Here is a 24166-nt window from a genome sequence, read left to right as displayed (position 1 = left end):
CGGCAGCCATCTTCCAGTCAACAGCGGAAAACCTCACAGAGGACAAGGAGACTATCCATGAAGATCGTCATTATCGGCGGCACCGGCCTCATCGGTTCGAAGACGGTGGAGAGATTGCGCAAGAAGGGACACGACGTGCTGCCGGCCTCGCCGAATACAGGCGTCGATACCATCACCGGCAAGGGTCTTGCCGAAGCGCTCGCAGGCGCGCAGGTGGTGCTCGACCTGGCGAATTCGCCTTCCTTCGAGGACAAGGCCGTTCTCGAATTCTTCCAGACCTCGGGCCGCAACCTGCTGAAGGCAGGGGCTGACGCCGGTGTGAAGCATCACATCGCGCTCTCGATCGTCGGCATGGAGCGCCTGCAGGGCAGCGGCTACATGCGCGCCAAGATGGCGCAGGAACAGCTGATCAAGGGCTCCGGCATTCCCTATACGATCGTGCATTCCACGCAGTTCCACGAATTCATGGCCGGCATCGCCCAATCCAACACGCTCGGCCAGACCGCGCATCTGTCGCCGGCCTATCTGCAGCCGATCGCCTCGGACGACGTCGCCGACGTCATGGCCGACGTGGCGCTTGCCGCACCCGTCAACGGCACGATCGAAATCGGCGGGCCGGAGAAGATCCGTCTCACCGAAATCGTGACACGCCTGTTCAAGGCGACGAACGATCCGCGCCAGGTGGTGACCGATCCGCACGCCCGCTATTTCGGCGTCGAACTCGAAGACGACTCGCTCGTGGCCGGCGCCAATGCGCGGCTCGGCCGGATCCGCTTCGACGACTGGTTGAGCCAGCAGCCGCCCCAGAAGAAGAGCGCCTGATCGCAAAGCGGCACTTGTCCCATCAACTGAGGAGACCAGACATGCTCGGAAAGATCATCTCGGCAACGGCATTCGCCCTTACCCTGGCCGCCGGCACGCAAGCGCACGCCGGCGACAACAGAGCGAAAGTCACCGTCGTTTACGACCAGAAGCTTCCCAATGTTCCCGGCAAAAGCATGAAGGCGGTGCTGGTGGAATATGCGCCCGGCGGCATGTCGCCCGGCCATACCCATCCAGACTCAGCCTTCATCTATGCCACCGTTCTCGAAGGGGCGATCCGCAGCGCGGTGAACAAGGGCCCGGAGAAAACCTATAAGGCCGGAGAAAGCTTCTCCGAATTTCCCGGCGATCACCACAGCGTCAGCGCCAATGCCAGCAAGACCGAGCCGGCGAAACTGCTGGCGGTCTTCGTGCTGGACACCACAGAGAAAGAACTGACGATCGACGACAAGTAACCCCCCCGCGATGCCCGGCGCTGCCGGGCATCGTTTCCCTGCGCCGCCTCAGGCCGCCTGCAGCGCCAGTTCCAGATCGGCGATCAGATCGTCCGGATGTTCGATGCCGATGGACAGGCGGATGGTCGATTCCAACACGCCGATCCGCTCTCTTATTTCGGCGGGCACGCCGGAATGGGTCATGGCGGCCGGATGGCTTGCGAGCGACTCCGTGCCGCCGAGGCTGACGGCGAGCTTGAAGACCTGCAGCGCATTCAGGAATTTGAAGGAGGCCGACTGGCCGCCGCGGATATCGAAGGAGAAGGTCGAGCCGGCGCCGCTGCATTGGGCGGCGAAGGTGCGGCCGGACGGCGAGTCCGGATCGTGATAGGGCAGGTAATGCACCTTCTCGACCTTGGGGTGATCGCGCAGGAAATCGGCGACCGCGCGGGCATTGCTGTTCGCCCGCTCCATGCGTAGCTGCAGCGTTTCGAGCGACCGGCCGAGCATCCAGCAGGAATGCGGATCGAGCTGCGTGCCGATCGCGCCGCGCAGCGCCTTGACCTGCTTGATCACCGCCTTGCGGCCGAGGACGGCGCCGGCGATGAGATCGGAATGGCCGCCGACATATTTGGTCAGCGAATAGAGCGAGATATCCGCGCCATGCTCGATCGGCCGCTGGAACACCGGCCCGAGCAGGGTGTTGTCGCAGACGACGATCGGCGTATGTCCCTGCTTCGCGCCGATCGCATCGGCGACGCGGCGGATCATCGCCACATCGACCAGGCTGTTGGTCGGATTGGCCGGCGTCTCGATCAGGATGACGGAGACGCGGCCTTTCGTCATCGCCTCCTCCGCCGCCTTCTGCACCGAGCTTTCGCTGACGCCATCGGCAAAGCCGACGGCGGCGACGCCGAAATTGAGGAAGGTCTTTGCCAGCAGGGTTTCCGTGCCGCCATAAAGCGGCTGCGAATGCAGGATCGCATCGCCCGGCCGCACGAAGGCGAAGAGGGTCGTGGCGATCGCCGCCATGCCTGAGGAAAACAATGCGCCGCTTTCCGTCCGCTCATAGACGGCGAGGCGATCCTCGACGATCTCGCTGTTGGGATGGTTGAAGCGCGAATAGACGAGGCCGGCGCCCTTGCCGGCCGGCGGCTCTCGTCGGCCCGAGACATAGTCGAAGAAATCCTTGCCGTCCTCGGCGGTATTGAAGACGAAGGTGGAGGTCAGGAATACCGGCGGCTTGACCGCCCCTTCCGAGAGTTCGGGATCGTAGCCGTAGTTCAGCATCTGCGTTTCGGGATGCAGCGCGTGATTGCCGATATGAGTTTTGGAAGGATGCGGGGCGGTCATGATCGTCTCCTCTGTCGAACCTGCCGGAGGGATAGGATACATCAATTCGAGAAGCAGTCACCGAGACCGCATCAGCTTACCGTCTCGCCAAGAGTATCGGCGACATAGGCGCCGCGCGCGCCCATCGGCAGCGGATGGCCGGTCGTCGTGTCCCGCGCCGTCTGATGCTCCAGCTCGGCGTTGAGTTCGGCGCCGACGATGAGAATGACAACGGAAAGCCAGATCCAGATGAGGAAACCGATCAGCGCGCCGAGCGCGCCGTAGGTCGCGTTGTAATTGGCGAAATGCTCGAGATAGAAGGAGAAGCCGAGCGACATGGCGGCCCAGGCGAGCGCCGTCAGAGCCGCACCCCAGGTCATCCACCGCACTCTCGCCGGCTCGCGGCTAGGCCCGAAGCGATAGACCAGCATGACGGCCGCCGCCACCACGAGCAGGAGCAGCGGCCATCTCAAGAGAAGGGCCATCTGCTCCTTGAACTGGTCGAGCCAGAGATAGGAGAGCACGACCGGCATGACGCCGACCAGCGCCACCATGAGGACGGCGAAGAAGATGGCGCATAGCGTGAAACAGAAGCCGATCAGGTTCAGCCGCACGAGGCTGCGCTTCTCATCCTCCTCATAGGCGACGTTCATCGCGTCGAAGATCGCGAGCGTGCCGTTGTGCGTGCTCCAGAGCGCGATGGCGAGACCGACGAAGAAGGTGATGCCGAGCGTGCTTTCGCGGTTTTCGACGAGCGCCTTGATCTGATCGGCGAGAAGATCGAAGGCGCCGGGCGGCAAGAGAATGGCGAGTTCGCGCAGATGCTCGGAGATGGTGACGGGATCGGCAACCAGCCCGTAGAGCGAGACGAGCGCCGCCAGCGCCGGGAAGATCGCCAGCAGCAGATAGAAGGTCACGCCGGCGGCAATCAGCGTCACGCGGTCGTGCAGGATTTCGTGGAAGACGCGCCAGAACACGTCGCGAAGGCCGCTCATCGGGATGGCCCCGGGGGTCGCCGCGCTGCGCCCATGATCGTCACCGCTCCAGCCGCTCGCCGCCGGCGGCGCCAGCGACCCGCGTTGCCTTGCCTGCAACACGACAAACGCACCAATCGCCGCCGCCATCACCGTCGCGGCGACGGAGAACCTCTTGAGCTGGAGCGCATCAGCCATTACCCTATCCTCCGATTTGCTTCGTGGATAACGCCGGGCGCCGCTAAAGGATGCAAGCCATTGCTTTCTCGCAGAGATTTGCTGCGGGGGAGGGGGCCTCAGCGCCCTGAGAAGGCCGGACCCGCGAGAGTTTTTCAGATTATAAGCATCTGATTTTGTTGGGATAGATTTTCAGTACGGAACCAAAATCGGACTTTGGTTTCGTTACTGCTGCATGGGCGATATTTCGACCTCTAGCGTGCAAGCGGCAACTTCGCGAATTTCCGAGATTAAAAACCGGCATGCAGCGCTTCGACAAGCGCGATCCGGGGCGGAATTCGAGCCGCATCGCCGGGGCGAAGAAGCAAGGCTGGAGCGCGCCTTCGAGGCTCCGCCCCATCGGCTACTCGTGCTAGGATGGGGAGGCCGGAGAATGCCGCGCAGGACAATGATGCTTGCCGACATGCCGCGACCTCTCCCGACCTCATCCTGAGACGCCCCACAGGGCCTCGAAGGACGAGGTCGGCCACAGCCAGCAACGGGAGCAAGAAGCAAGGCTGGAGCGCGTCCTTCGAGGCTTCGGCCTTTGGTCTACGCGCCTCAGGATGAGGGAGGTTGGCGGATGCCGCACCAATATCGCGGGCGCTGGAGGACGCCGCGACCTCTCCCTGAGGCGCCCCGCAGGCGCCTCGAAGGGCGAGGTCGGCCACGGCCAGCAACGGGGCAAGAAGCAAGGCTGGAGCGCGTCCTTCGAGGCTTCGACCTTTGGCCTACGCGCCTCAGGATGAGGGAGGTTGGCGGATGCCGCACCAATATCGCGGGCGGTGGAGGACGCCGCGACCTTTCCCTGAGGCGCCCCGCAGGCGCCTCGAAGGGCGAGGTCGGCCACCGGCCAGCAACGGGAGCAAGAAGCAAGGCTGGAGCGCGTCCTTCGAGGCTTCGGCCTTTGGCCTGCGCGCCTCAGGATGAGGGAGGTTGGCGGATGCCGCGCCGACAACAATGGGCGCTGGCGGATGCCGCGCCGATAATCACAGGCGTTGATGGACCCAGCAGCCTCTCTCCGGCCTCATCCTGAGGCGCCCCGCAAGGGGCCTCGAAGGACGAGGCCGGCCACCGCCGCGTGGCTATTGGCGCAGCCAGGCGGCGCAAACCTTGACCGTTGTCCGCGGACAACGGCCGGCATCGGCCAGTCTCATCGGCCGTTCGGCAGGCTTCCGCCGCCCACCCTGAAGAGCTATTCCGCGTTGGCCGCTGCCGGCCTTCTGCGGGCCTGGATGATTTCTCCCACTGCGCTGTCGTATCGGCCATCGGGAAACTCGATGTTCCAGAGGAGGCGATGCAGTGCTTCCCGGGGGATGTTCCGATTTCCAAGCTCCTCCAGCCGAAGCAGCATCAGCAGATGGTCAGTCACGACGACCAGCCTTGCATAGGCACTGAGCTGATGCAGCGTCGGACGCATGGCGGCATATGAGTTGAAGCCAAAGGATGCGGCGATGGCCTCGTCGAGGTGCGAGGACTTGATGTGAGGATATTGCCGGCGCAGAGCCTTCTTCAAAGCGGCGATGTTCGAAGGCGAGAATCTCATCGATGGATGAAGCATAGGACGATCCAATGTTCCTGGCCGAAGTCTGCCGATTACGCTTCGACCGTGGTGAACATGGCCGTCGATAGATTCCTAACGCCCTTCAACCCGGCAGCAGGTTTGGTGTGGGCCTCCAGGCTTAGACATTAACCTGCAGATGCATTCTCCTCAAGATATGGATCGACTGGAAGGGGTAGGTCGCCAACCTCAACCGCCATAGTCGCCCAGTCCGTTGTCCGCGGACAACGGAGCGATGGCTTTCAAGATCAGCTTGGTGCCGGCTCATGGAGGCGCGCCGCGCTGATCGAGCGGCTACAGCAGATTGGAGAGGAGCAAATCGAGATGCGCGTAGCCATCGGCGCTGGTGCATCATCATGAGCTATGGGCCTGACGACTAACCGTCGCCGCATATACCATCCTCTACTGCATTTCGGTTCTGTTCAGATTTCGATCGTAGATGGGCGCCAAACTCAAATTTGACCGTTGAGGAGCACACAGTGAGGGGGTTCACGCTGTTTGGCATCATTGGAAAGAGTGCTGCAATCCAGGCGGCATCAGTATCGACTTCGACATGCTCCTCCAACGCCTATGCGATCCTGCATTGGCTTGAAGCGGCCGGAGCGACGCAAATTGAAACCAGTGGTTCGCGTTCCGAAGCCGATGTACTGGTTTAATAGGCTGATGATACAAGGCCGCGTGACGAGCCTCGTTCACGCAGTGCTGTTGAATTGAGGCACATCCACGGACCGATCGGGAAGCACATTTCGACACGTTGTCCGCGGACAACGCCGCGCTCACCCCCCGACACGGCGCCGCGCAGGCGGCAACACTCTGTACGATATTGACATGGCCATCGGCTTGAATTCGCCGCATTGCGACACTACCTCGTGACGAGTCGAAGCGCTGCCCCTTCTAGCTGCTTTGGCCCGATAGACAGCACTCCTCCTCCCATGCTGTCGGTCACTATCGAAGCCCGGCGCCCTCTCCCGCGCCGGGCTTCTCCTCTCCCGAAAACACCGCGCCTCCGCCCCCTTCGAGCACCTCAGGGTCGGGCTCCCTTGAGCGCCAGAAGCTATGCTCCGACATCTCTCATGGGATGCCCACCAGACATCGAGCAAGACCAACAGCGAGCGAGAACATGGAAAGATTTGCGCAATGCCACTGCGGATCGCTCCGCGCGAAGACGGCAAGTGAGCCGCTCATGGTGAGCCTATGCCACTGCCGCGACTGCCAGCGCAGAACGGGAGCCGTGGCGGGAAGCGGTGCGATCTTCGAGAAAGCCGAAGTGACGATCGAGGGAGAGCGGAAGCTCTTCGAGCGCGACGGCGCGGATGGGCGCAAGGTCCGCTTCCACTTCTGCCCGACCTGCGGAACCTCATTATATTGGGAGGGCGATTTCAATCTGGATCTCTGCGTTGTCGCCGTCGGCGCCTTCGCAGACCCGGCATTTCCTGCACCCCTGGTTTCCGTCTACGAACAATTCAGGCATGACTGGTTCCAGCTTCCTGACGGCATGAAGCGCGCGCAGCGCGGATTGGTTTCGCCGGCCGCTACGGGAGATGACCAGCCGCCTCGCAGCTGAATGCGTTGATCCAAAAGGCGCCTTGCCTGGGCGTGACGGCGCGCTGCTTTACCTCGGCGCATCCGCCTCGTCCTTCGAGGCTCCAGCCTACGGCTTTCCGCACCTCAGCAACAGCAACGTACGAGGATGAGGCTTCTTGAGCGTTGCCCGGCAGTCTTGAGATTCCTTTAAGCGGTGGCGGTTATTCCAGACGCTCTTTGAGCGCCGACGGCCATCTCAAGGCTCACTTGGACGTTGGGGCGGCATCCACCGACGCTCCTTATCCTGAGGCGCGCAGCCCGTAAGGGCGAAGCCTCGAAGGACGCGCCGCAACATTGCTCCTTGCACCTTCTAATCTTGATGCACCCGCCTCGCCCTTCGAGGCTCCAGCCTTCGGCTTCCGCGCCTCAGGATGAGGCTCTCTTGAGCGCTGCGGGCATTTTGGAGCTGTGAGCGTTGGTGGCCATTTCAAGGTTTCTTGAGCGCGGGCTCTCCTCCTTCCACTCCCTGCACTCGGCGCGCGGCTGCCCTCACTAGGCGATACCAGCGGCTCGGCCACGATATGGGACGCTGCTCAGCAAAAGCTACCGAGTAGAAGCAACGGAAATAAAGATGGGTATCACTTCCGCAACGCAGCCAAGGAAAACAAAATCAAACTGTTACCTCACCCCCTCACACCACCAGCAACCCCTGCCTCTCCGCCAGCGTCACCACCGCCCGCGTCCCGGCGTTGAATTCCAGGAAATCGGCCTCGATGCCGTCGCTGAAGATCACGCCGTGTTCCGGCATTTCGGAGACGATGGTCAGGGGCTGGTCCTGGGATACGAGGCCGGCGACGATGGTGGTGCCGGTGGTGCGGCTGGGGAAGGGTTCGCGGACGAAATAGCGGAGGTAATCGGCGTCCCAGGAAAACGACATGTCGATCGTCCGCTCGGTGGGTTCGAGGCCGAGGGCGCTCGCGGCTCCGAGCCAACCGGAATAGAGGCTCTTCAGCCAGCCGGTCGAGCCCATGCCTGTCGAGACGATGATGCCGCTGGAGGACTGGCGTTCCTCGCGCTCTTCGGCCTGCAGGAGATAACGGGCCGAGACGTGGCTTTGCGGGCCGATGAAGAGGTCGTTGACCGCGTGGATGACGGCGCCGGTGTTCAGCGTCGCCTTGGCCATGCTGACGCGCTTGATCGGCCGCTTGTTCCTCAGCACCTCGCCGATCACCCTCGGCAGGCTCTTCGGGTTGAAGGGAAGCAGCAGGCCGTCCCAGCGCATTGGGTCGGGGTTGACGCCGAGCACCGGCTGGCCGTCGAGATATTTCAGCGTATTGGCGACCAGCCCGTCCTGGCCGAGCACGACGACGACATCGTCGGGGCCGAAGACGAAGTTCGGGAGGTAGCGGCGGTCGAGGCGCTGCACGCGGGCGACCGCGCGCAGGCTGGCCTCCACCTCGGCGATCGCCGTCTCGTAGCGCTTCTTCTCGGCGAGGTAGTCGCTGAAATCGGCGCCGAGATGCTCGACATAGAACTGCGCCTGCTGCACCGTGTTGAACCGGGCGATGAGTTCGTCGAGGCGGGTCGGGCGGACGACCAGGATGATCTTGCGTTCGTCAGAGGCCGGCACGGTCCTTGCCCTCCTGCGGCTGCAATATCTCGCGCAGGAGATCCGGCGAAACGTTGAGCTGGCCGATCTTCGTTGCATTGTCGGCAAGGTCGCGGAAGGCGAGCGCCATCAGCTGGCCGGGCTTCATGCCGACCGAGGCGAGCGCCTGCAGCACTTTCGGATCGGCCTGCTCGAAGGATTTCATCATCGCCGTCAGCGCATAGGCCTGGGCGTCGGCCTCGGCCTTGGCGTTGGTCGCGGCAAGCGTCACCAGATCGCGGTTCTGCTCCTCCAGCGCGATCTTGCCGGCCATCTCCTCCCGCCGGATCTGCAGCTGCCGTTCCTGCACGGCGCGTTCGGCTTCCATTTGCGCCTCGCGCACCTGGCGCCTCTTGTTCTCCAGCGTGATTTCTGTGGCGATCTCGTTTTCCTTGATCGTCCGCTCCTGCTCGATCGCGGCATTGCGCCTGCTGTAGATCGCCTCATCGGCCTGGCGGAGCAGAGCCTCGCGGGCGTGGGCCTCCAGCGCCTTTGATGTCTCGGCCTTCGGCATGACGGCGAGCAGCGACAGGCCGAGGATTTCGAGGCCGAGCGCTTCGATCGTCGGGTGTACCTTGAGCGCTTCCGCCACGCCGGCGACGAGCGTCTCGCCCGAGGCAAGAACCTCCTTCAGCGACAGCATCTGCACCTCGGCGCGCATCGCCACCTGCACGCGGTCGATCACCCGGGTCGAAAGCTTCTGCGGATCCTCCGAGACATAGCGGCCCTTGCGGTCGAGCGTGAAGTTCAGAAGTGCCGCCGTGCGGTGCGGCTCGGCGATGCGATATGTGATCTGCCCCTGCACGGTCACTTCCTGGAAGTCCGACGTCACCAGCGGAAAGATGAAGGGGTCGTTGACGCTGGCGGTCGGGACCAGCACCAGCGAACTCGACGGCGCGAAATGCCAGAAGGCCAGGCCGGCGCCTTCGCGGACGGCCTTGCCGTTCTGATATTGGATGACGTATTGCGTAGGTTCCGTCTTGATGAAGCGCAGTCCGAACATGACCGTTTCCCTGTTCTCGGCGCGAGCCCCTGCTCGTGTCGGAATGGAGAAAACATGACTTAGTGATAAATGTCAACTAACTTAGTTGAAGATTTACACTAAGGCTTGCGCGTGCTATGTTCGCATCATGACATCGCATGACAATGACGCCTTCAAACCGATCGCGACCGTCGATCTCGCGATCTTCTCGCTGTCGCCGGCGGGCCTTTCCGTGCTTCTCGTGCGGCGGGCGAACGCGCCTTTTTCCGGAGACTGGGCCTTGCCGGGCGGCTGGATCCATATTGACGAGGATGCGGATCTGGAGGCTGCGGCGCGGCGCGTGCTGAAGGAAAAGACCGGCGTCGAAACGCCCTATCTCGAACAGCTGCAAACCACGGGCGGCCGCAGCCGCGACCCGAGGGGCTGGAGCATCAGCATCGTCTATATCGCGCTGCTATCAGCCGATGACGTCGCCGACCGGCAGGATGGGCTTGCGGGGGAGGCGGAATGGCGGCCGATCGAGGGCGAGGGCGCCGGCTTGTCCCTTGCCTTCGACCACGCGGTTCTCCTCAAGGAGGCGCTCGGCCGCATCAGGAGCAAGGTCGAATATTCGAGCCTGCCCGGCCATCTGCTGCCGGTGCATTTCACCTTGAGCGAGCTGCAATCGGTCTATGAGACCCTGCTCGGCCGCAAGCTCGACAAATCGGCCTTTCGAAAGCGCGTGGCCGAAGCCGATTTCCTGGAGCCGGTCGAAGGCGAAATGCGCCGGGCGAGCAACCGGCCCGCCCAGATGTTTCGCCTGAAGGACGCCCAGTCCCTGGCGCTCTTCGACCGAAGGATTTAGCCGGCTTCGCCCGGACGCGGGATCAGGCGCTGAGACGCTGCTGCGTCTGCTGGTCGAAGAAATGCACCTTCGACGTTTCGAAGGAGAGCTTCACCGGCTGTTCCGGGGCGAGATCGACACGCTCGCGCACCACCCAGGTCAGTTCCCTGCCGTCGACCTCAACGGCGACATGGGTTTCCGATCCCGTCGGCTCGACCACCTTGACCACGGCGTCGACGCCGGTCTCGCCGCCGAAGGCGATGTCTTCGGGACGGATGCCGAGCGTCAGCGGCCGGTTGGCGGAACTGGCCGGGGCGCGTGAGAGCTTCACGCGCGAACCGCCGTTCAGCGCCAGCGCCGGGCTGCCGGCATCGGCGATAGTCCCTTCGAGGAAATTCATGGCGGGGGAGCCGAGGAAGCCGGCGACGAAGATGTTGCGCGGCTTGTCGTAGAGCTCCAGCGGGCTGCCGATCTGCTCGACGCGGCCGCCGTGCAGCACGACGATCTTGTCGGCCATGGTCATGGCCTCGATCTGGTCGTGGGTGACGTAGACGATCGTGGTTTTCAGCCGCTGGTGCAGCGCCTTGATCTCGGCGCGCATCTTCACGCGCAGCTTCGCATCGAGGTTGGAGAGCGGTTCGTCGAACAGGAAGACTTTGGGATCGCGCACGATGGCGCGGCCCATGGCGACGCGCTGGCGCTGGCCGCCGGAAAGCTGCGCCGGCTTGCGGTTCAGCAGCGGCTGCAGGCCGAGGATCGCGGCGGCCTCGCCGACCTTCTTCTCGATCTCGGGCCGCTTGGCGCCGGCAAGCTCCAGCGCAAAGCCCATGTTCTGGGAAACCGTCATCTGCGGATAAAGCGCATAGTTCTGGAAGACCATCGCGATGTCGCGATCCTTCGGCTGCAGATCGTTCACCACCCGCCCGTCGATGCTGATCTCGCCGCCGGTGATGTCTTCGAGGCCGGCGATCATGCGCAGCAAGGTCGATTTTCCGCAGCCCGAAGGGCCGACAAGAATGGTGAATTCCCCATCGGCGATCTCGACGTCGACGCCGTGGATGATATCGACCGGGCCGAAGGATTTCTTGACGTTTCTGATGCTCAAGCCAGACATGGATTTATCCTCTAGCGTTTTTTGCGCACGCGCAGCGCCTGATAGGGCTTGCGCGGGATTTTCACGCCGAAGGCGGCGTCCGGCTTGCCGCCGCGCACGACCGAGCCGTGGCGCGTCGGATGCGGAACGGGTGCGGCCACCTTCTCGGCCGGGGTGATCGTCATCTCCCAGGTGTCGATGATGTCGACATCGTAATCGTCGCCATCGACGGGCAGGCCGGTGGACCAGATCACCGGCTGATGCTCGCCGAAATAGATCAGGCGGAAATCGCCGTCGCCGTCACGCGCGCCCGACACGCGCGACCAGGGCCATTCGCCGATGACGCCGAGCGGTTCGAGGCCGTGCTTGACGTCTGCCTCCAGCAGATCGCGCAGGAAGCCGATCCGCTTCCAGGCTTCGCCGCGGAGTTCCCCGCCCTTGGCCCACCAGATCAAGTCCTCGGGATGGGAATAGGTCTCGCCGTGGCCGGCATAGCCGCCGCGCGCCATGGTGATCCAGAAGCGGTGCACCAGTTCGCCGGCATGGAGATTGCCCCATGACTGCAGGATGTCGCCCTCATATTCGGGCTCGTCGTTGACGACCGGCTTGCCATAGGCGTTGCGCCATTCCTGGGTGCGCTTGACGTCGGGGTTCTGAATGCAGGTGTGGGTGACCCACGGCTTGCGGTGATCGAAATTCGCCGTCACGTCGCCATTATGGATGGAGCGCAGATGCTGGTAGGGATCGTTTTCCTCCAGAATGTGGAAGTAGCGGTCCCACTGCTCCATCGGCTTGGTGTCGATCAGGAAATCATATTCGTTGGCGAGCGACCACCAGACGTTCCGGTAGGCGGCAAGGCGCGCGGCGAGATATTCGACATAGCGGAAATCCTGCTCGGCCGACATGTCGGCATAGCCCCAGCGGTCATAGGGATGGAAGATGATGATATCGGCTTCGATGCCGAGATCGCAGAGCGCCGCGACCTGCTGTTCGAAATGCCGGAAGGCGGTGGGGTTCGGACGGTCGAAATCTTCCTTGCCATCGGCGCCGCGCTCGAAGCAGGCGTGCAGCGGCTCATTGACGTTATAGGGATAATCCTTCGGAAAAACGCCCATGCGCATCTTGTTGAAGCGGGCCTTCTTCAGCGTCTCCAGCGTCTGCTTCTGCATTTCGAGCGGCTGGTGCGTCCAGGCGTAGCAGGTCGTTCCGAAGGAGAGGAACGGCGTGCCGTCGGCATAGGCGAAATGGAATTTGTTGCGAACCCGCACAGGGCCGTGATTGCCTGATGAAGGGGCGGTCACGGTCAAGGCGCCGGTCTTGCCGTCGAGGGCTGCGGTCTTGGAGCGCGTCCTGAACGACCACTCGCCTTCGCTGTCGGGCATGAAGCGGATGCGGTAGGTGCCGTTGCCATCATAGAAGCCCGGCAGCCGCACTTCGCGGCTCTTATGGGTGAAGACGGCATCGAATGCCACGTCGAGATAGGGGTTGCCGCCGGCGGGCCCTTCGAAGGCGGCCTCGAACACGCCCCATTTTTCGACTGCTGCATCGGACATTCTGTCTCTCCTCGTAAAATGATTTCGCGATCAGCCCTTGACGGCGCCGGAGGTGAGGCCGGAGACGAAGTAGCGCTGGAACATGAGATAGACGATCGTCGCCGGAAGCACGGTCATGACGATCGCGGCGTTGAGCTGGCCGTAATTGCTGGAAAACTGCCCCTGGAACGACATCAGGCCGAGCGGCAGCGTCCACATGTGCTGGTCCTGCAGCAGCACCAGCGCCATGGCGAATTCGTTCCAGGTGGAGACGAAATCGAGGATGAGCAGCGCGGCGAGCACCGGCAGGCAGACCGGCAGGAAGATCCTGCGGAAGATGGTGAAATGGCTTGCGCCGTCGATGAGGGCCGCTTCCGAAAGCTCCTTCGGAATGCTCCTGAAGAAGCCGTGCAGGATGAAGACCTGATAGGGCACGCCGAAGGCGATATAGGGCAGGATGACGCCGGGATAGGTGTCGATCAGCCCGAAGGAATTGACGAGCGTGAAGAGCGGCGCCAGCATCACCTGGAAGGGGATCATCGTGCCGAAAACGACGAGAAGCAGCAGCGCCTTCGAGATCCTCAGCTTGATCTTGGCCAGCGCATAGGCGGCCATGGCCGAGAGGAACAGGCCGAGCGGCACCTTGATGACGGTGATGATGACGCTGTTGAAGAAGGAGTTGGCGAAATTGCCGCGGCTCCAGGCAGCGCTGTAATTGTCATAGGCAAGCTCGGTCGGCGGCATGAAGGCGCCCGTGCTCGTCACCGCCGCCGGCGTCTTCAGCGAAGTGAAGACGATGAAGATGAAAGGCGCGACCCAGATGAGCGCCACGAGAACGAGCGCGATCCAGAGACCGATCAGGACGGGATCGCGCTTCATCGACGACGGCTGGACGTCGGCATGCACGGCGGCGGTATCGCTCGGCACTGCTGTCACGATTCGACCTCCTCATGCTTCTGGGTCCATCTCAGATAGGGAATGACGACGGCCATGGTGATCAGCAGCAGGACGACGGAGATTGCCGCGCCCCGGCCGAAATCGAAGATCTGCATGGCCTGGGTGAAAGCCCAGAGCGCCAGCATCTGGGTGGATTGGGCCGGGCCGCCGCCGGTCAGGCCGTAGACAATGTCGAAGGCCTTCAGCGACGAGATGACGGAAAGAACGAGAACGATGGTGATCGTCGGGCGCAGCGCCGGCAGCGTCACATGCTTGAACACGGCCCAGCGGCCGGCGCCATCGATGCGCGCCGCCTCGACCAGCGTCTGCGAGACGTTCTGCAGACCGGCCAGGAACAGCACCATGGAAAAGCCGACCGTCTGCCAGAGATAGGCGACGAAGACGGAGTAAAGCGCGATATCCTTGTTGCCGAGCCAGTCCTTGATCCAGCCCTGCATGCCCCAGGAGGTCAGCAGCTGGGCGAAGAGGCCGAAGAAGGGATCGTACATCCACTTCCACATGGTGGCGACGGCGATCGGCGCGATGATGACGGGCAGGTAGAAGATGGCGCGCAGGCCGTTGCGGCCGAAGATCTTCTGGTTGAGGCTGAGCGCCAGCAACAGGCCGACCAGCGGCGGGAAGATCAGGCTCATCAGGGTCCAGATCACCGTGTTGCGGAAGGCGACCCAAAAGACCGGATCACGCGTGAAGATCGCCGAATAATTGGCCATGCCCACGAACTGCCGGTTGGCATCGAGCCCGTTCCACTTTTGGAAGCTCAGGATGACGACGTTGAGCATCGGGTAGAGCGCGAAGACCGCGTAGATCGCCAGCGCCGGGACCAGCAAGATGGCCGCCTGCATGCGCGGATCATGTGTCGATTGTCGAAGTGACATGCTTTCCTCCTACAGCGCCGCGCGTCCTTCAGACGCGCGAAGGACGCTGTAGCGCTTTGAATCTGCGCATCGTGCTTTCCGAAAATCGATTCCGATTTTCGCGCCGATACGCTGGCAGGGCCTTTGCAGCCAGCTCGCGAAAGAAGGTGCCGGCCGATCAACATGGTCGATCGGCCGGCGCTTGGGAGGAATCAGGTTCTGCTGGCGATGAAGCTCTGCAGCTGCTTGGCCGCCTCGGCCGGTTCGGTGTTGCCGGAGGCGACGTCGTTGATGACGCGGAAATATTCCGTCGTGACATCGAGCGGGAAGGCCTGGTCGCCGTTCATGTAGACCTTGCCGTATTTTTGGAAGATGTCGAGCCATTCCGCCTCGAGCGGCTTCTGGTTGGCATATTGGACGTTCTTGTTGACGGAGGTCGAGCTCAGCTGGCCGAGCAGATCCTGCTGCACCTTGGTCGACAGGAAATAGTCGAGGAACTTGGCGGCTATGTCCGGATTCTTGCTCTTGGTGCTGATGTAATTGTACTCGGCGAAGCCATAGAGACGCTCGGTATTGGTCGGGAAGGGGAAGATGCCGTAATCGTCGAGATTGGCGCCCGAACCGTTGAGCTGGCTGACCAGCCAGTCGCCTTCGAGCATCATCGCCGCGCGGCCCGCCGTAAAGAGGCTGTAGGACTGCTTGTTGTCGATGCCCATGAAGGGCTGCAGCGTGTAGTCCTTGGTCCACTTGGCGAATTCGGCGAAGGCGTCCGTCGCGCAGGGCTCCTTGGTCCAGTCCAGCGTCATCGCCTTCAGCGCGTCGTGCTTCTCGGCGCCGCACTTGGTTTCGAGGATGACGTCCATCAGGCGCATGACGTGCCAGTTGACCGTGCCGCCGAAGGTGAAGGCGGGAATGCCCGCGGCCTTCAGCTTCTCGGCGGCGGCGAGAAGCTCCTCATAGGTCTTCGGCTCTTCTGTGATGCCGGCCTGTTCGAAAAGCTTCTTGTTGTAATAGACGGCTTCGCCCTTGAAGGTGAAGGGAACGCCGTGCTTGCCGCCGGGATAGAGATCGGCGAAAGCGGCCGCGGACGGCAGCAGTTCGTCGGTCCACTTATATTCGGTGTAATACTTGTCGAGGGGCAGGGAGAGACCGGCCTTCACATATTCGCCGCCAAGGCCGAGGCCCGCCCAGCTGAAGTAGATGTCGGGGCCCTTGTCGGAGCCGGCCGCGACGCGCAGCGCCGTCTTGTGCTCATCGACGGCGCGCTGGACGATCTCGACATGCGTTCCCGGGTTCGCCGCTTCGAAATCGGATGCCACCTTCTTCAGAGCCGTATTGGCGGCGTTGTTGTCGAAGTTGAGGGTCCAGAGCGTGATGTCTTCGGCAAGAACCGGCGTCGCGGCGAAAGACGCCATGGCGATCGCGACGATGCTCGCCGTCTTCAATTTCGCAGATAGGGTCAGCATTACCGTCCTCCTCTTGATAAGCCGGCCCCTTGTCGCAGATGATCATTTACATGTCAACTGGTATGATGAGCTAACCATCACGATGCTGTGTGAATCTCGCGATGGAGGCAATGACGATCGCAGCCGATGCCGCGCCGGGATCGATATGACCGATCACCCGTTCGCCCAGCCGCGATGCCCGCCCCTTGGCGGCCGTCATATCCCGGGTCGCTTCGCATCCCTGGCGCGCCGACCGCTCGGCCAGATCGAAACATTCGTGGAGGGAAGCTCCCGATGCCCAGGCCTCGAGCGCTGCATCGGCCGCGGGCTTCCAGGCATCGACCATGGTCTTTTCGCCGGGCTCGGCCTTGCCGCGCTCTTGAATGCCCGCAGCCATCGCCGCGAAAGCGCGCACGAACTCCTCGTCGCCGAGGTCCGGCCTGTCCTTGACGGCGGCTCCGGCGCGCATGAAGGCCGTCGCATAGAGCGGGCCGGAGGATGCGCCGACCGCATTCAGGAATGCCTTTGCCGCCGTGTTGAAAGCGGCCGCCGGCGTAGCCTGCGCGGGGTCGAGTGCTGCGACCGCCTTGGCCGCGGCCTCACAGCCGGCATCCATGGCAAGGCCGTGATCGCCGTCGCCGATCGCCCCGTCCAGCTCGCAGAGATGGTCGCGATGCGCCGCGATATCGGCGGCGATCAGGGCAAAGAGACGCTGCAGGTCTTTGGTCGTGATCACAATCGATCACCTCCTGAACATGGCGCAATCGCAGGGATGGTCGATCAGCCGCTGAAGCTCGTCGTCGAGATGCATGAGCGTGATGGAGGCGCCCGCCATTTCGAGCGAGGTGCAGTAGTTGCCGACGAGCGATGTGTGGATGACGAGCGCGGCCTCGTCGAGCCGCGCCTTGACGCGCCGCATCATGATGTAGAGCTCCATCATCGGCGTCGAGCCGAGCGAATTGACGAGTACGGCGACACGATCGCCGCGCTCGGCTTTCATTTCCTGGAGAAGATTGTCCATCAGCTCGTCGGTCACCGCATCGGCCGTCTTCAGCGACCGGCGCGCCACGCCGGGCTCGCCATGGATGCCCATGCCGATCTCCATCTCCTCCTCGCCGATCTGGAAGTTCGGCTTCAAGGTCTGGGGCAGTGAGCAGGGCGAGAGCGCCACGCCCATCGTATAGGTGCGCGCATTGGCATGGCGGGCGGCGCGCTCGACCTCGTCGAAGGAATAGAGAAGATCGCAGGCAGCACCGGCGGCCTTGAAGATGAAGACATTGCCGGCCACGCCGCGCCGCTTCTCCCTCTGGTCGGCCGGGGCGGAGGCGACATCGTCAGTGGTGAGCACGGTGCGCACCGCGATGTCGTCGAGCGCCAGCATTTCCGCCGCCATGTCGAAATTCATGACGTCGCCGGCATAATTACCGTACATGAAGAGCACGCCGACGCCGCCGTCGACGGCCATGGCGCAGGCCATGATCGGATCGGGCGGCGGCGAGGCGAAGACGTTACCGATCGCGGCGGCATCGGCGAGCCCCTTGCCGACATAGCCGAGAAAGGTCGGCTCGTGCCCGGAGCCGCCGCCGATCACCAGCCCGACCTTGCCCTTGCGCGGGCCGTTTCTGGCAATGATGGCGCGCGGCATGCTGTCCACGGCATAGAGGTGCTCGGGATGCGCCGCGAGGACGCCTTGCAGCATCTCATCGACGGCATTCGCCCCCGCATTGATAAGCTTCTTCGTCATCACGCCGATCCTCCCCAGAACGAGCTCCCACTACGTAGATGCGGCGGGCGGGCCAGAGGTCAATCCGCCAGCGGCAAGGCGGAGGTGGCAAACGGCGCGAGCCGCAGCTCTTTAACCAGTGCGCCGCCATCCACCCTTCGCTCATCGCCTGTGAGATTGACCACGTAGAGCTTGGCGCCAGCGGCATCCCTTGCGACAAAAGACAGCACTTCGGAGGGCGATGACGAGAGGCATTCCTGCCAGGAGGCACCCGCCAAGGCCGACAAGGTCCGCACCGTGTTGAAGAGCGGCCGCCGCCCGCCTTGCGCGACTGGCTCATCGCGACCTGCGATCAACCCGAAAGGACCGGTCAGCGCCGAAAGCGTCAGGCATTCGAGGCCGGCATCCAGCACCCGAATGGCATAGCCGAGCGCGAAGGCCTCGGCGAAACGGCCGTTGTGGCGGGGGTCTCGGTTGGCCATCGGAATGCGCCCACCGGCGGGATTGTCCATCGTACGGCTGCCATAGGGGTTCTGCCGCATCGGGATCGTCGAGGGGCCGATGCGATAGGGCTTGTCGCCGTAGATCGCGCGGACGGAGCGGGTGATGAAGGGCAGCGCTTCCAGGGTCTGCATGACGCTGAGATCGTCGGCCGCATGCACGATCGGGTTGGTGCAATGGCTGACGAAATCGATCTCGCCCGCCGGCACGCGCTTGCGATTGAGCTCGGTGAAATAGCTGAGCATGCCGCCGCCGATGCGGATGCCGGGAAAGGCGGCGCGGGCCGCGGCATAGACCTCTTCGAGGGGAGGGCAGTCCGGCCATTTGCTGCCGGGCGGCGTCGATTGCCGGTCGACGGAGGGCGAAATCAGGATCGCATCCGGACGAAAGCCTGCGATCTGCATCTGCCGGGCGATCCCGGCTGCCTCGACTGCCGGCGACGATTTGCAGGGAAGCGCGATCTCCAGCGTCGAGCGGCCGCGATGGAGAGCGGCGATCGCCGCGAAGTTTTCCAGTGCGTCGAGGCCGTGCCCGGCACCGGGATCGAAATGGAAGAGCAGGTCCCGGGGCGCGATTTCCGCCAGGAGGGATCCGGCCGCGCGCGTCGCCTCGGCCTCCTCGGGCGTCACGATCACGCCGATATCGGGCATGGTGCCGGTCCCCGCGCCGAGTTCGAGCCTTATGGCTCCGCTCTGCGTCGCGGCTGGCGGCGCAACGGAGCGACTGATATCCGTGATGATCAGCGACGTCTTCTGCCGGACAGGCTGGTTCGCCGGGATCCGGTAAGGCCAGGGCAAGGCGAGCGGCCGGACATAGGTCTTGTAGGAGGCGTCCGACCAGTTGCGCTGGTCCTCCATTTCGAAGGTGTCGCCCTCCATCCGGCATTCCGCGCTCACATCAGGCATGACCTGATGGGTGATGGCGCGCATGTCCTTGAAGGGCTGCCACGGCTCGATGACATTGGGAAAACGCGTCGCCGCGATCTGGCCGTCGACATGTTCGACCGCCGCCGGCGAACCGGCGACGCCGACGATCGGATGCAGGATGCAGAAGCCGCAGCGATTGGTTTCGAAGCCAGTCTCTGAGACGGCTTCGGCCTCGAAATCGAGCCGGTTCTGATGGCCTGAGATACGGACGTCGATGACGAGCGTTGTCGCGTCCGGTCCCTCGCAGCGGGCGAGATAGGCGACCTCGAAACGATCCTCGCCTTGCTCGATCCTGAGGTCTGTGATCTCAGGGCTGTAGGTGCCCCAGTCCCGGTCGCGGACGAGATAGGAAATCGCCCGCAGCACCTCGACCCCGTCGTAGCGGATCGTGCGGAGGTTGCCGTCGGCGAGATCGGCCGTCAGCCTTCCCGCCGTCAGGCGGACCGGCGGCCTTTCCGCAGTGCGGGTGCCGTAAAGCTGGAACGCATCGGCGGTCATCGCAGCATCGCCCGGACATCGATCGTCTGGCCGCGCGCGGCGCTGTCATAGGCAGCCTCGACGAGGGCGAAGGTCTTCAGATTGTCGGCGCCCGAGGTCGAGTGCTCCGCGCCGCGCCTGAGCTGGTCGACCCAATGCTGCTCGATCGCAAAGACGCTTTCCTGGATGTTGTGCCAGGGCCGCGAGGCCCAGGACAGCAGCTTCGGCGAGACATCCATCCTGGTCGTGCCCCTGCCGTTGGTGATCTCCAGGCCGTAGCCCTGGCTGAGGCGGATCGTGCCTTCGGAGCCGTCGAGTTCGATCAAGGTTTCAGGGAAGGGCTCCTTCGACAGCCTGGTGGCGTAGCTGACATCGACGACGGAGGTGGCGCCGTTCTCGTGATCGAGCAGGACGGTCGCAACATCCTCGCCCTTGATCTTGGGGTTGACCCGCTTGGTGCGGGCCGTCAGCGAATTGACGTCGCCGAGGACATAGCGGGCGATGTCGAGCGTATGGATGCCGAGATCTTCGATGATGAAGCGCTCGCCTTCGGCGAGATAGGGCTGGCCGGAAAAGACGTCGTAGCCTGAGCGGAAGGAGAAGCGGCCCCAGAAGGGCGTGCCGATGGCGCCGGCATCGAGCGCCTTGCGCACCGCCTGGATCGGCGTCTGCCAGCGGAAGTTCTCGTGCACCATCAGCGCCACGCCGGCAGCACGGCAGGCCTCGACCATCGCCTTGGCATCCGCCAGCGTCCTGGCGAAGGGCTTCTGGCAGATGGCCGGGATCTTATTCCCAGCGGCCATTTCCACCAGTGCGCGGTGGCTCTGGACTGTCGTGGCGATATCGACGAAATCGAAGCCGCCATCGGCAAACATCGCCTCGGCGTCCCTGTAGCGCCGCTCGATGCCGAACTGGTCGCCGACGAGCTTCAGCCGCTCGGGATCGCGGTCGCAGATGGCGACGATCTCGGCACCTTCGACGTCGTTCCAGGCATGCATCTGGTTGATCGCAAAGAAGCCGCAGCCGATCAACGCGCCTTTCAATTCGGTCATGTCAACCTGCCTTCGCCATCTGCATCAGGGTGACGCGCTGCTGCAGGCGGCGCTGCGCCTGGTCGACGACCACGGCGATGATGATGACGAGGCCCTTGATGACCATCTGCCAGAAGGAGGAAACGCCCATCATGACGAGACCGTCGGAGAGGATGCCGATGACGAAGGCGCCGATGATCGTGCCGCCGATCGTACCGCGACCACCCGACATCGACGTGCCGCCAAGCACGGCTGCGGCGATCGCATTGAGCTCGAAGCTTTCGCCGGTCGCCGGATGGGCGGCCATCAGCTCCGAGGAGATGACGACGCCGACGATGGCCGCGCAAAGGCCGGAGAACATGTAGACGAAGATTTTCACGAGATCGACGCGGATGCCGGACATGCGCGCCGCCCGCTCATTGCCGCCGACGGCGAAGATGTGACGGCCGATCGGCGTCGAACGCGCGACATAGGCGGCCGCGAGCGCCAGCACGATCAGGATCCAGATCGACACCGGCAGGCCGAGAATGCGGCCGGCGCCGAAGAAGTCGAAGCCGGTCGTCGCATATTCCGGCCGGCCGACGAGGTTCGGAAAGGTCTGTCCATCAGACGACAGCAGCGCCAGGCCGCGGGCGATATAGAGCGTGCCGAGCGTGGCGATGAAGGGCGCGACGTTGAGCTTGGTGATCAAGAGACCGTTGATCAGGCCGATGACAAGGCCGATCGACAGCGTGATCAGCACGATTTCGAAGAGGTTGAAGTAGATGGTGTAGCCGATCGGCAGCTCGATGCCGTAGAGGATCAGCCCGCCGGCGACCATGCCGCAGAGCCCGACGATCGAGCCGACCGAAAGGTCGATGCCGCCGGTGATGATCACGAAGGTCATGCCCATCGCCAGGAAGGCGTTCAGCGCCACATGCTTCGACATCAGGATCATGTTCGCCGTCGAGGTGAAGTTCGGCGCGAAGATCGCAAAGAAGATGATGACGGCGAAAAGCGCGATGAAGGTCCTGAGCTTCATCAACGTCAGAAGCGCAGAGCCGTTGGCGCCCTTCGGCGCAAGAGTTGAGGTAGCCGCCATCATGACGCGAGTTTCCCTTGATGTCCGTGTCCCTTGGCCGAAGCCGCGATAATGGCGTCTTCCGTCGCTTCGTCCCGATCGAAGACGGCGACGAGCTGGCCATTGCTCAAGACCGCGATGCGGTCGGATAGCGCCATGACCTCTTCGAGGTCGGAGGTCGAAAACAGGATGGCGAGCCCGTTCGCCGCCAGCCGGCGCATGGTGCGGAAGACGTCGGCCTTGGCGCCGACATCGATGCCGCGGCTCGGCTCGTCCATCAGCAGCACCTTCGGATTGGTCATCAGCGCCTTACCGATGACGACCTTCTGCTGGTTGCCGCCGGACATGGAAGTGACCTCGAAATCCGGGTTCGGCGCCTTGATGGAGAGATCGCGGATCGCCTCCTGAATGGCGTTCTTTTCCGCGCCGCTGTCGATATGGAAGAGCCGGGTGAAGCGCGACAGGCTCGCGAGCGTCAGGTTGGAAGCGATGGACAGCACCTGCACCAGCCCCTCGCGCTGCCGGTCCTCCGGGATCAGCGCAAGGCCGCGGCGGATGCGCCGCGTGGTGTCGCGGGCGCGCACTTGCCTGCCGTCGATGAAGATCTTGCCGGTCGAATGCGTGTGGCGCCCGATCACGCATTCGAAGAATTCGCTGCGCCCGGCGCCCATCAGGCCATAGATGCCGAGGATCTCGCCTGCCCTGACCGACAGGGAAACGTCATTGACCGCAAGCCCGCCGGTCGGCCGGGGAAGGCTGATGTTTTCGGCGCGGAAGACTTCCTCACCGACGGAATGGGTGACGGATTTCGCGAAATCCTTGGCGTCCGAGCCGATCATCGAGCGCACGATCCAGCGCGTGTCGATATCGCGCACCATGGCATGGCCGGTGATCTGGCCGTCGCGCAGCACGGTGATGTAGTCGCCGATCCGCATCAGCTCTTCCAGCCGGTGCGAGATATAGACGATCGCCACCCCCTGCGCCTTCAGCTCGGCGATCACCTTGAACAGGATTTCGACTTCGGCCGCCGACAGCGCCGAAGTCGGCTCGTCCATGATCAGGATGCGGGCATTAAGCGACATCGCCTTGGCGATCTCGACCAGCTGCTGCTGGCCGATCGGCAGATCCTCGACCATTGTATCCGCCTCGATGCCGGCATCGAGACGCCGCAGGAATTCATTGGCCTTCTCGACCTGCGCCTTGTGATCGATGCCGAGCAGGCCGCGGGTGATCTCGCGCCTGGTGAAGATGTTTTCGGCGACCGACATGTTGGCGAAGAGGTTGAGCTCCTGGAAGATCATGCCGATGCCGTTCGCCTGCGCGTCGGCCGGGCTGTCGAAGGTAACCGGCTTGCCGTCCAGGATGATGCGGCCGAGCGTCGGGCGCTCGACTCCGGCGATGATCTTCATCAGCGTCGACTTGCCGGCGCCGTTTTCGCCGACGAGAACATTCACCGCGCCGCGGCGCAGCTCCAAATTGGCGCGCTTGACGGCGACGATGCCGGAATAGACCTTCGACACGTCGTCGAGACGGAGGATGATATCGTCCTGATGTGCGTCTGTCGCCGTCATGAGCCCACCTTCAGTTCCGAAGGTGTGACGAGCGGCAGCTCGCCGCTTCTCGGCAGCGGGAAGGCGCCGATCACCGTTACCACCTTGCCGGTGAGACCGTCACGCGGAACGGCGGAGAGGAAGGCGGTATTGGCCTTCTCGTTGAACGCCTTGCCGAACTGCGCCCATTCGATCTGGTTCTTGAACTCGTTGAAATTGACGAAATCGAGCGTGTCGCGCAGCGCGGTGCCGCGCAGCGCCGGGCCGATCTGCACCTTCGCATCGGCCTTGCCGTCGCCATCGGCATCGACGTCGAGCGTCGCCGCGCGCGAGGCGGTGTCGGCTGCGACGACCGTGCCGGTGATCTTCACCGCATAGGTCCAGGGCGAGCTGCTCTGCTTGCGCGGATTGCCGTATTTTTCGCCCGCGGCATCCGGGCTCGTCGCAACGAGCTGCATGACGTCCTTCAGCTCGCCGGCACGCTTTTCGAAATAGGGCACGACCTGAGGCTCCCAGATCGCCTCGACCTTGGCATTCGGATCGAAAGCGGTCTTGGCCGCTGCCGCCGCCTTCTCCTCCGCGGTCGGCGTCTTGATGATCTTGCAACCGGGCAGGGCCGCCGCCACGACGGCAGCCAGCAATGCGCCCTTCATTCTCAACATGCGGGTGAACCTCGGCGTCTCGCAAAATGCATTGCGGAG

21 protein-coding genes are annotated in these 24166 nt (G+C 63.3%); 4 read left to right on the top strand and 17 right to left on the bottom strand.

The window, feature by feature from the left end; genetic code table 11:
• Positions 1-57 precede the first annotated feature (57 nt).
• Together ATY77_RS03590 and ATY77_RS03585 are read left to right on the top strand one after the other, a co-directional pair.
• Positions 58-822 carry an SDR family oxidoreductase gene (locus ATY77_RS03590; RefSeq protein WP_088686103.1) on the top strand — a complete coding sequence of 255 codons (765 nt, stop codon included), beginning with the start codon at positions 58-60 and terminating at the stop codon, positions 820-822.
• Positions 823-863: 41 nt separating this feature from the next.
• Positions 864-1277, top strand: a complete 414-nt coding sequence (locus ATY77_RS03585) for a cupin domain-containing protein (protein WP_088686102.1) — start codon at positions 864-866, stop codon at positions 1275-1277.
• A 48-nt stretch (positions 1278-1325) separates the two neighbouring features.
• Here ATY77_RS03585 and ATY77_RS03580 read toward each other — a convergent pair whose 3' ends face one another.
• The 3 genes from ATY77_RS03580 to ATY77_RS03565 form a co-directional block, all read right to left on the bottom strand.
• Complete coding sequence (locus tag ATY77_RS03580) at positions 1326-2609, bottom strand: cystathionine gamma-synthase family protein (RefSeq protein WP_088686101.1); 1284 nt, start codon at positions 2607-2609, stop codon at positions 1326-1328.
• Positions 2610-2680: 71 nt separating this feature from the next.
• Positions 2681-3760 carry a YihY/virulence factor BrkB family protein gene (locus ATY77_RS03575; protein WP_088686100.1) on the bottom strand — a complete coding sequence of 360 codons (1080 nt, stop codon included), beginning with the start codon at positions 3758-3760 and terminating at the stop codon, positions 2681-2683.
• Positions 3761-4973: 1213 nt separating this feature from the next.
• Positions 4974-5339, bottom strand: coding sequence for a hypothetical protein (locus tag ATY77_RS03565; protein ID WP_088686098.1), 366 nt, complete (start codon positions 5337-5339; stop codon positions 4974-4976).
• Between the two features lie 1183 nt (positions 5340-6522).
• Here ATY77_RS03565 and ATY77_RS03560 point away from each other — a divergent pair.
• A complete protein-coding gene (locus tag ATY77_RS03560) occupies positions 6523-6903 on the top strand; it encodes a GFA family protein (protein ID WP_245314278.1) in 381 nt (126 codons plus the stop codon).
• 651 nt (positions 6904-7554) lie between these two features.
• Here the strand turns inward: ATY77_RS03560 and ATY77_RS03555 are convergent.
• Together ATY77_RS03555 and ATY77_RS03550 are read right to left on the bottom strand one after the other, a co-directional pair.
• Positions 7555-8493, bottom strand: a complete 939-nt coding sequence (locus ATY77_RS03555) for a sugar kinase (protein WP_088686096.1) — start codon at positions 8491-8493, stop codon at positions 7555-7557.
• The gene (locus ATY77_RS03550) at positions 8480-9514 is read right to left on the bottom strand and encodes an SPFH domain-containing protein (protein ID WP_088686095.1); all 1035 of its coding nucleotides are present in this window, start codon (positions 9512-9514) and stop codon (positions 8480-8482) included. Before ATY77_RS03550 ends, ATY77_RS03555 begins: the two co-directional genes overlap by 14 nt.
• Before the next feature lie 127 nt (positions 9515-9641).
• On the opposite strand from ATY77_RS03550, the gene ATY77_RS03545 reads away from it, so the two are divergent.
• Positions 9642-10337 carry an NUDIX domain-containing protein gene (locus ATY77_RS03545; protein WP_088686094.1) on the top strand — a complete coding sequence of 232 codons (696 nt, stop codon included), beginning with the start codon at positions 9642-9644 and terminating at the stop codon, positions 10335-10337.
• 22 nt (positions 10338-10359) lie between these two features.
• Here the strand turns inward: ATY77_RS03545 and ugpC are convergent, their stop codons facing one another.
• From ugpC to ATY77_RS03485, 12 genes are all read right to left on the bottom strand, one after another.
• Positions 10360-11430, bottom strand: coding sequence for a sn-glycerol-3-phosphate ABC transporter ATP-binding protein UgpC (gene ugpC / locus ATY77_RS03540; RefSeq protein WP_088686093.1), 1071 nt, complete (start codon positions 11428-11430; stop codon positions 10360-10362).
• Positions 11431-11441: 11 nt separating this feature from the next.
• The gene (locus ATY77_RS03535; protein WP_088686092.1) at positions 11442-12962 is read right to left on the bottom strand and encodes a DUF5060 domain-containing protein; all 1521 of its coding nucleotides are present in this window, start codon (positions 12960-12962) and stop codon (positions 11442-11444) included.
• Positions 12963-12992: 30 nt separating this feature from the next.
• Positions 12993-13877 (bottom strand): carbohydrate ABC transporter permease, encoded by an 885-nt coding sequence (locus ATY77_RS03530; protein ID WP_088686091.1) that lies wholly within the window; start codon positions 13875-13877, stop codon positions 12993-12995.
• Entirely contained in the window at positions 13874-14773 is a 900-nt protein-coding gene (locus ATY77_RS03525; protein WP_088686090.1) for a sugar ABC transporter permease, read from the bottom strand. The genes ATY77_RS03530 and ATY77_RS03525 overlap by 4 nt, the downstream gene beginning before the upstream one ends.
• 191 nt (positions 14774-14964) lie before the next feature.
• Positions 14965-16218, bottom strand: coding sequence for an extracellular solute-binding protein (locus tag ATY77_RS03520; RefSeq protein WP_088686089.1), 1254 nt, complete (start codon positions 16216-16218; stop codon positions 14965-14967).
• A 70-nt stretch (positions 16219-16288) separates the two neighbouring features.
• Entirely contained in the window at positions 16289-16936 is a 648-nt protein-coding gene (gene dhaL / locus ATY77_RS03515; RefSeq protein ID WP_088686088.1) for a dihydroxyacetone kinase subunit DhaL, read from the bottom strand.
• A 3-nt stretch (positions 16937-16939) separates the two neighbouring features.
• Positions 16940-17944 carry a dihydroxyacetone kinase subunit DhaK gene (locus ATY77_RS03510; RefSeq protein WP_088686087.1) on the bottom strand — a complete coding sequence of 335 codons (1005 nt, stop codon included), beginning with the start codon at positions 17942-17944 and terminating at the stop codon, positions 16940-16942.
• A gap of 56 nt (positions 17945-18000) precedes the next feature.
• The gene (locus ATY77_RS03505; protein ID WP_088686086.1) at positions 18001-19845 is read right to left on the bottom strand and encodes a hypothetical protein; all 1845 of its coding nucleotides are present in this window, start codon (positions 19843-19845) and stop codon (positions 18001-18003) included.
• Positions 19842-20876: a Gfo/Idh/MocA family oxidoreductase gene (locus ATY77_RS03500; protein WP_088686085.1), complete on the bottom strand. Its 1035-nt coding sequence runs from the start codon at positions 20874-20876 to the stop codon at positions 19842-19844. Before ATY77_RS03500 ends, ATY77_RS03505 begins: the two co-directional genes overlap by 4 nt.
• A 1-nt stretch (position 20877) precedes the next feature.
• Positions 20878-21939 carry an ABC transporter permease gene (locus ATY77_RS03495; protein ID WP_004678742.1) on the bottom strand — a complete coding sequence of 354 codons (1062 nt, stop codon included), beginning with the start codon at positions 21937-21939 and terminating at the stop codon, positions 20878-20880.
• Positions 21936-23486 (bottom strand): sugar ABC transporter ATP-binding protein, encoded by a 1551-nt coding sequence (locus tag ATY77_RS03490; protein ID WP_088686084.1) that lies wholly within the window; start codon positions 23484-23486, stop codon positions 21936-21938. Before ATY77_RS03490 ends, ATY77_RS03495 begins: the two co-directional genes overlap by 4 nt.
• Positions 23483-24127, bottom strand: coding sequence for a DUF2291 domain-containing protein (locus tag ATY77_RS03485; protein ID WP_088686083.1), 645 nt, complete (start codon positions 24125-24127; stop codon positions 23483-23485). The genes ATY77_RS03490 and ATY77_RS03485 overlap by 4 nt, the downstream gene beginning before the upstream one ends.
• Positions 24128-24166: the final 39 nt, after the last annotated feature.

This window comes from Rhizobium sp. R634 (assembly GCF_002211305.1).
In the GTDB taxonomy this organism is placed as follows: domain Bacteria; phylum Pseudomonadota; class Alphaproteobacteria; order Rhizobiales; family Rhizobiaceae; genus Rhizobium.
The sequence above is the reverse complement of the archived record's forward strand: the minus strand, read 5'-3'. Positions and strand labels throughout refer to the sequence as shown.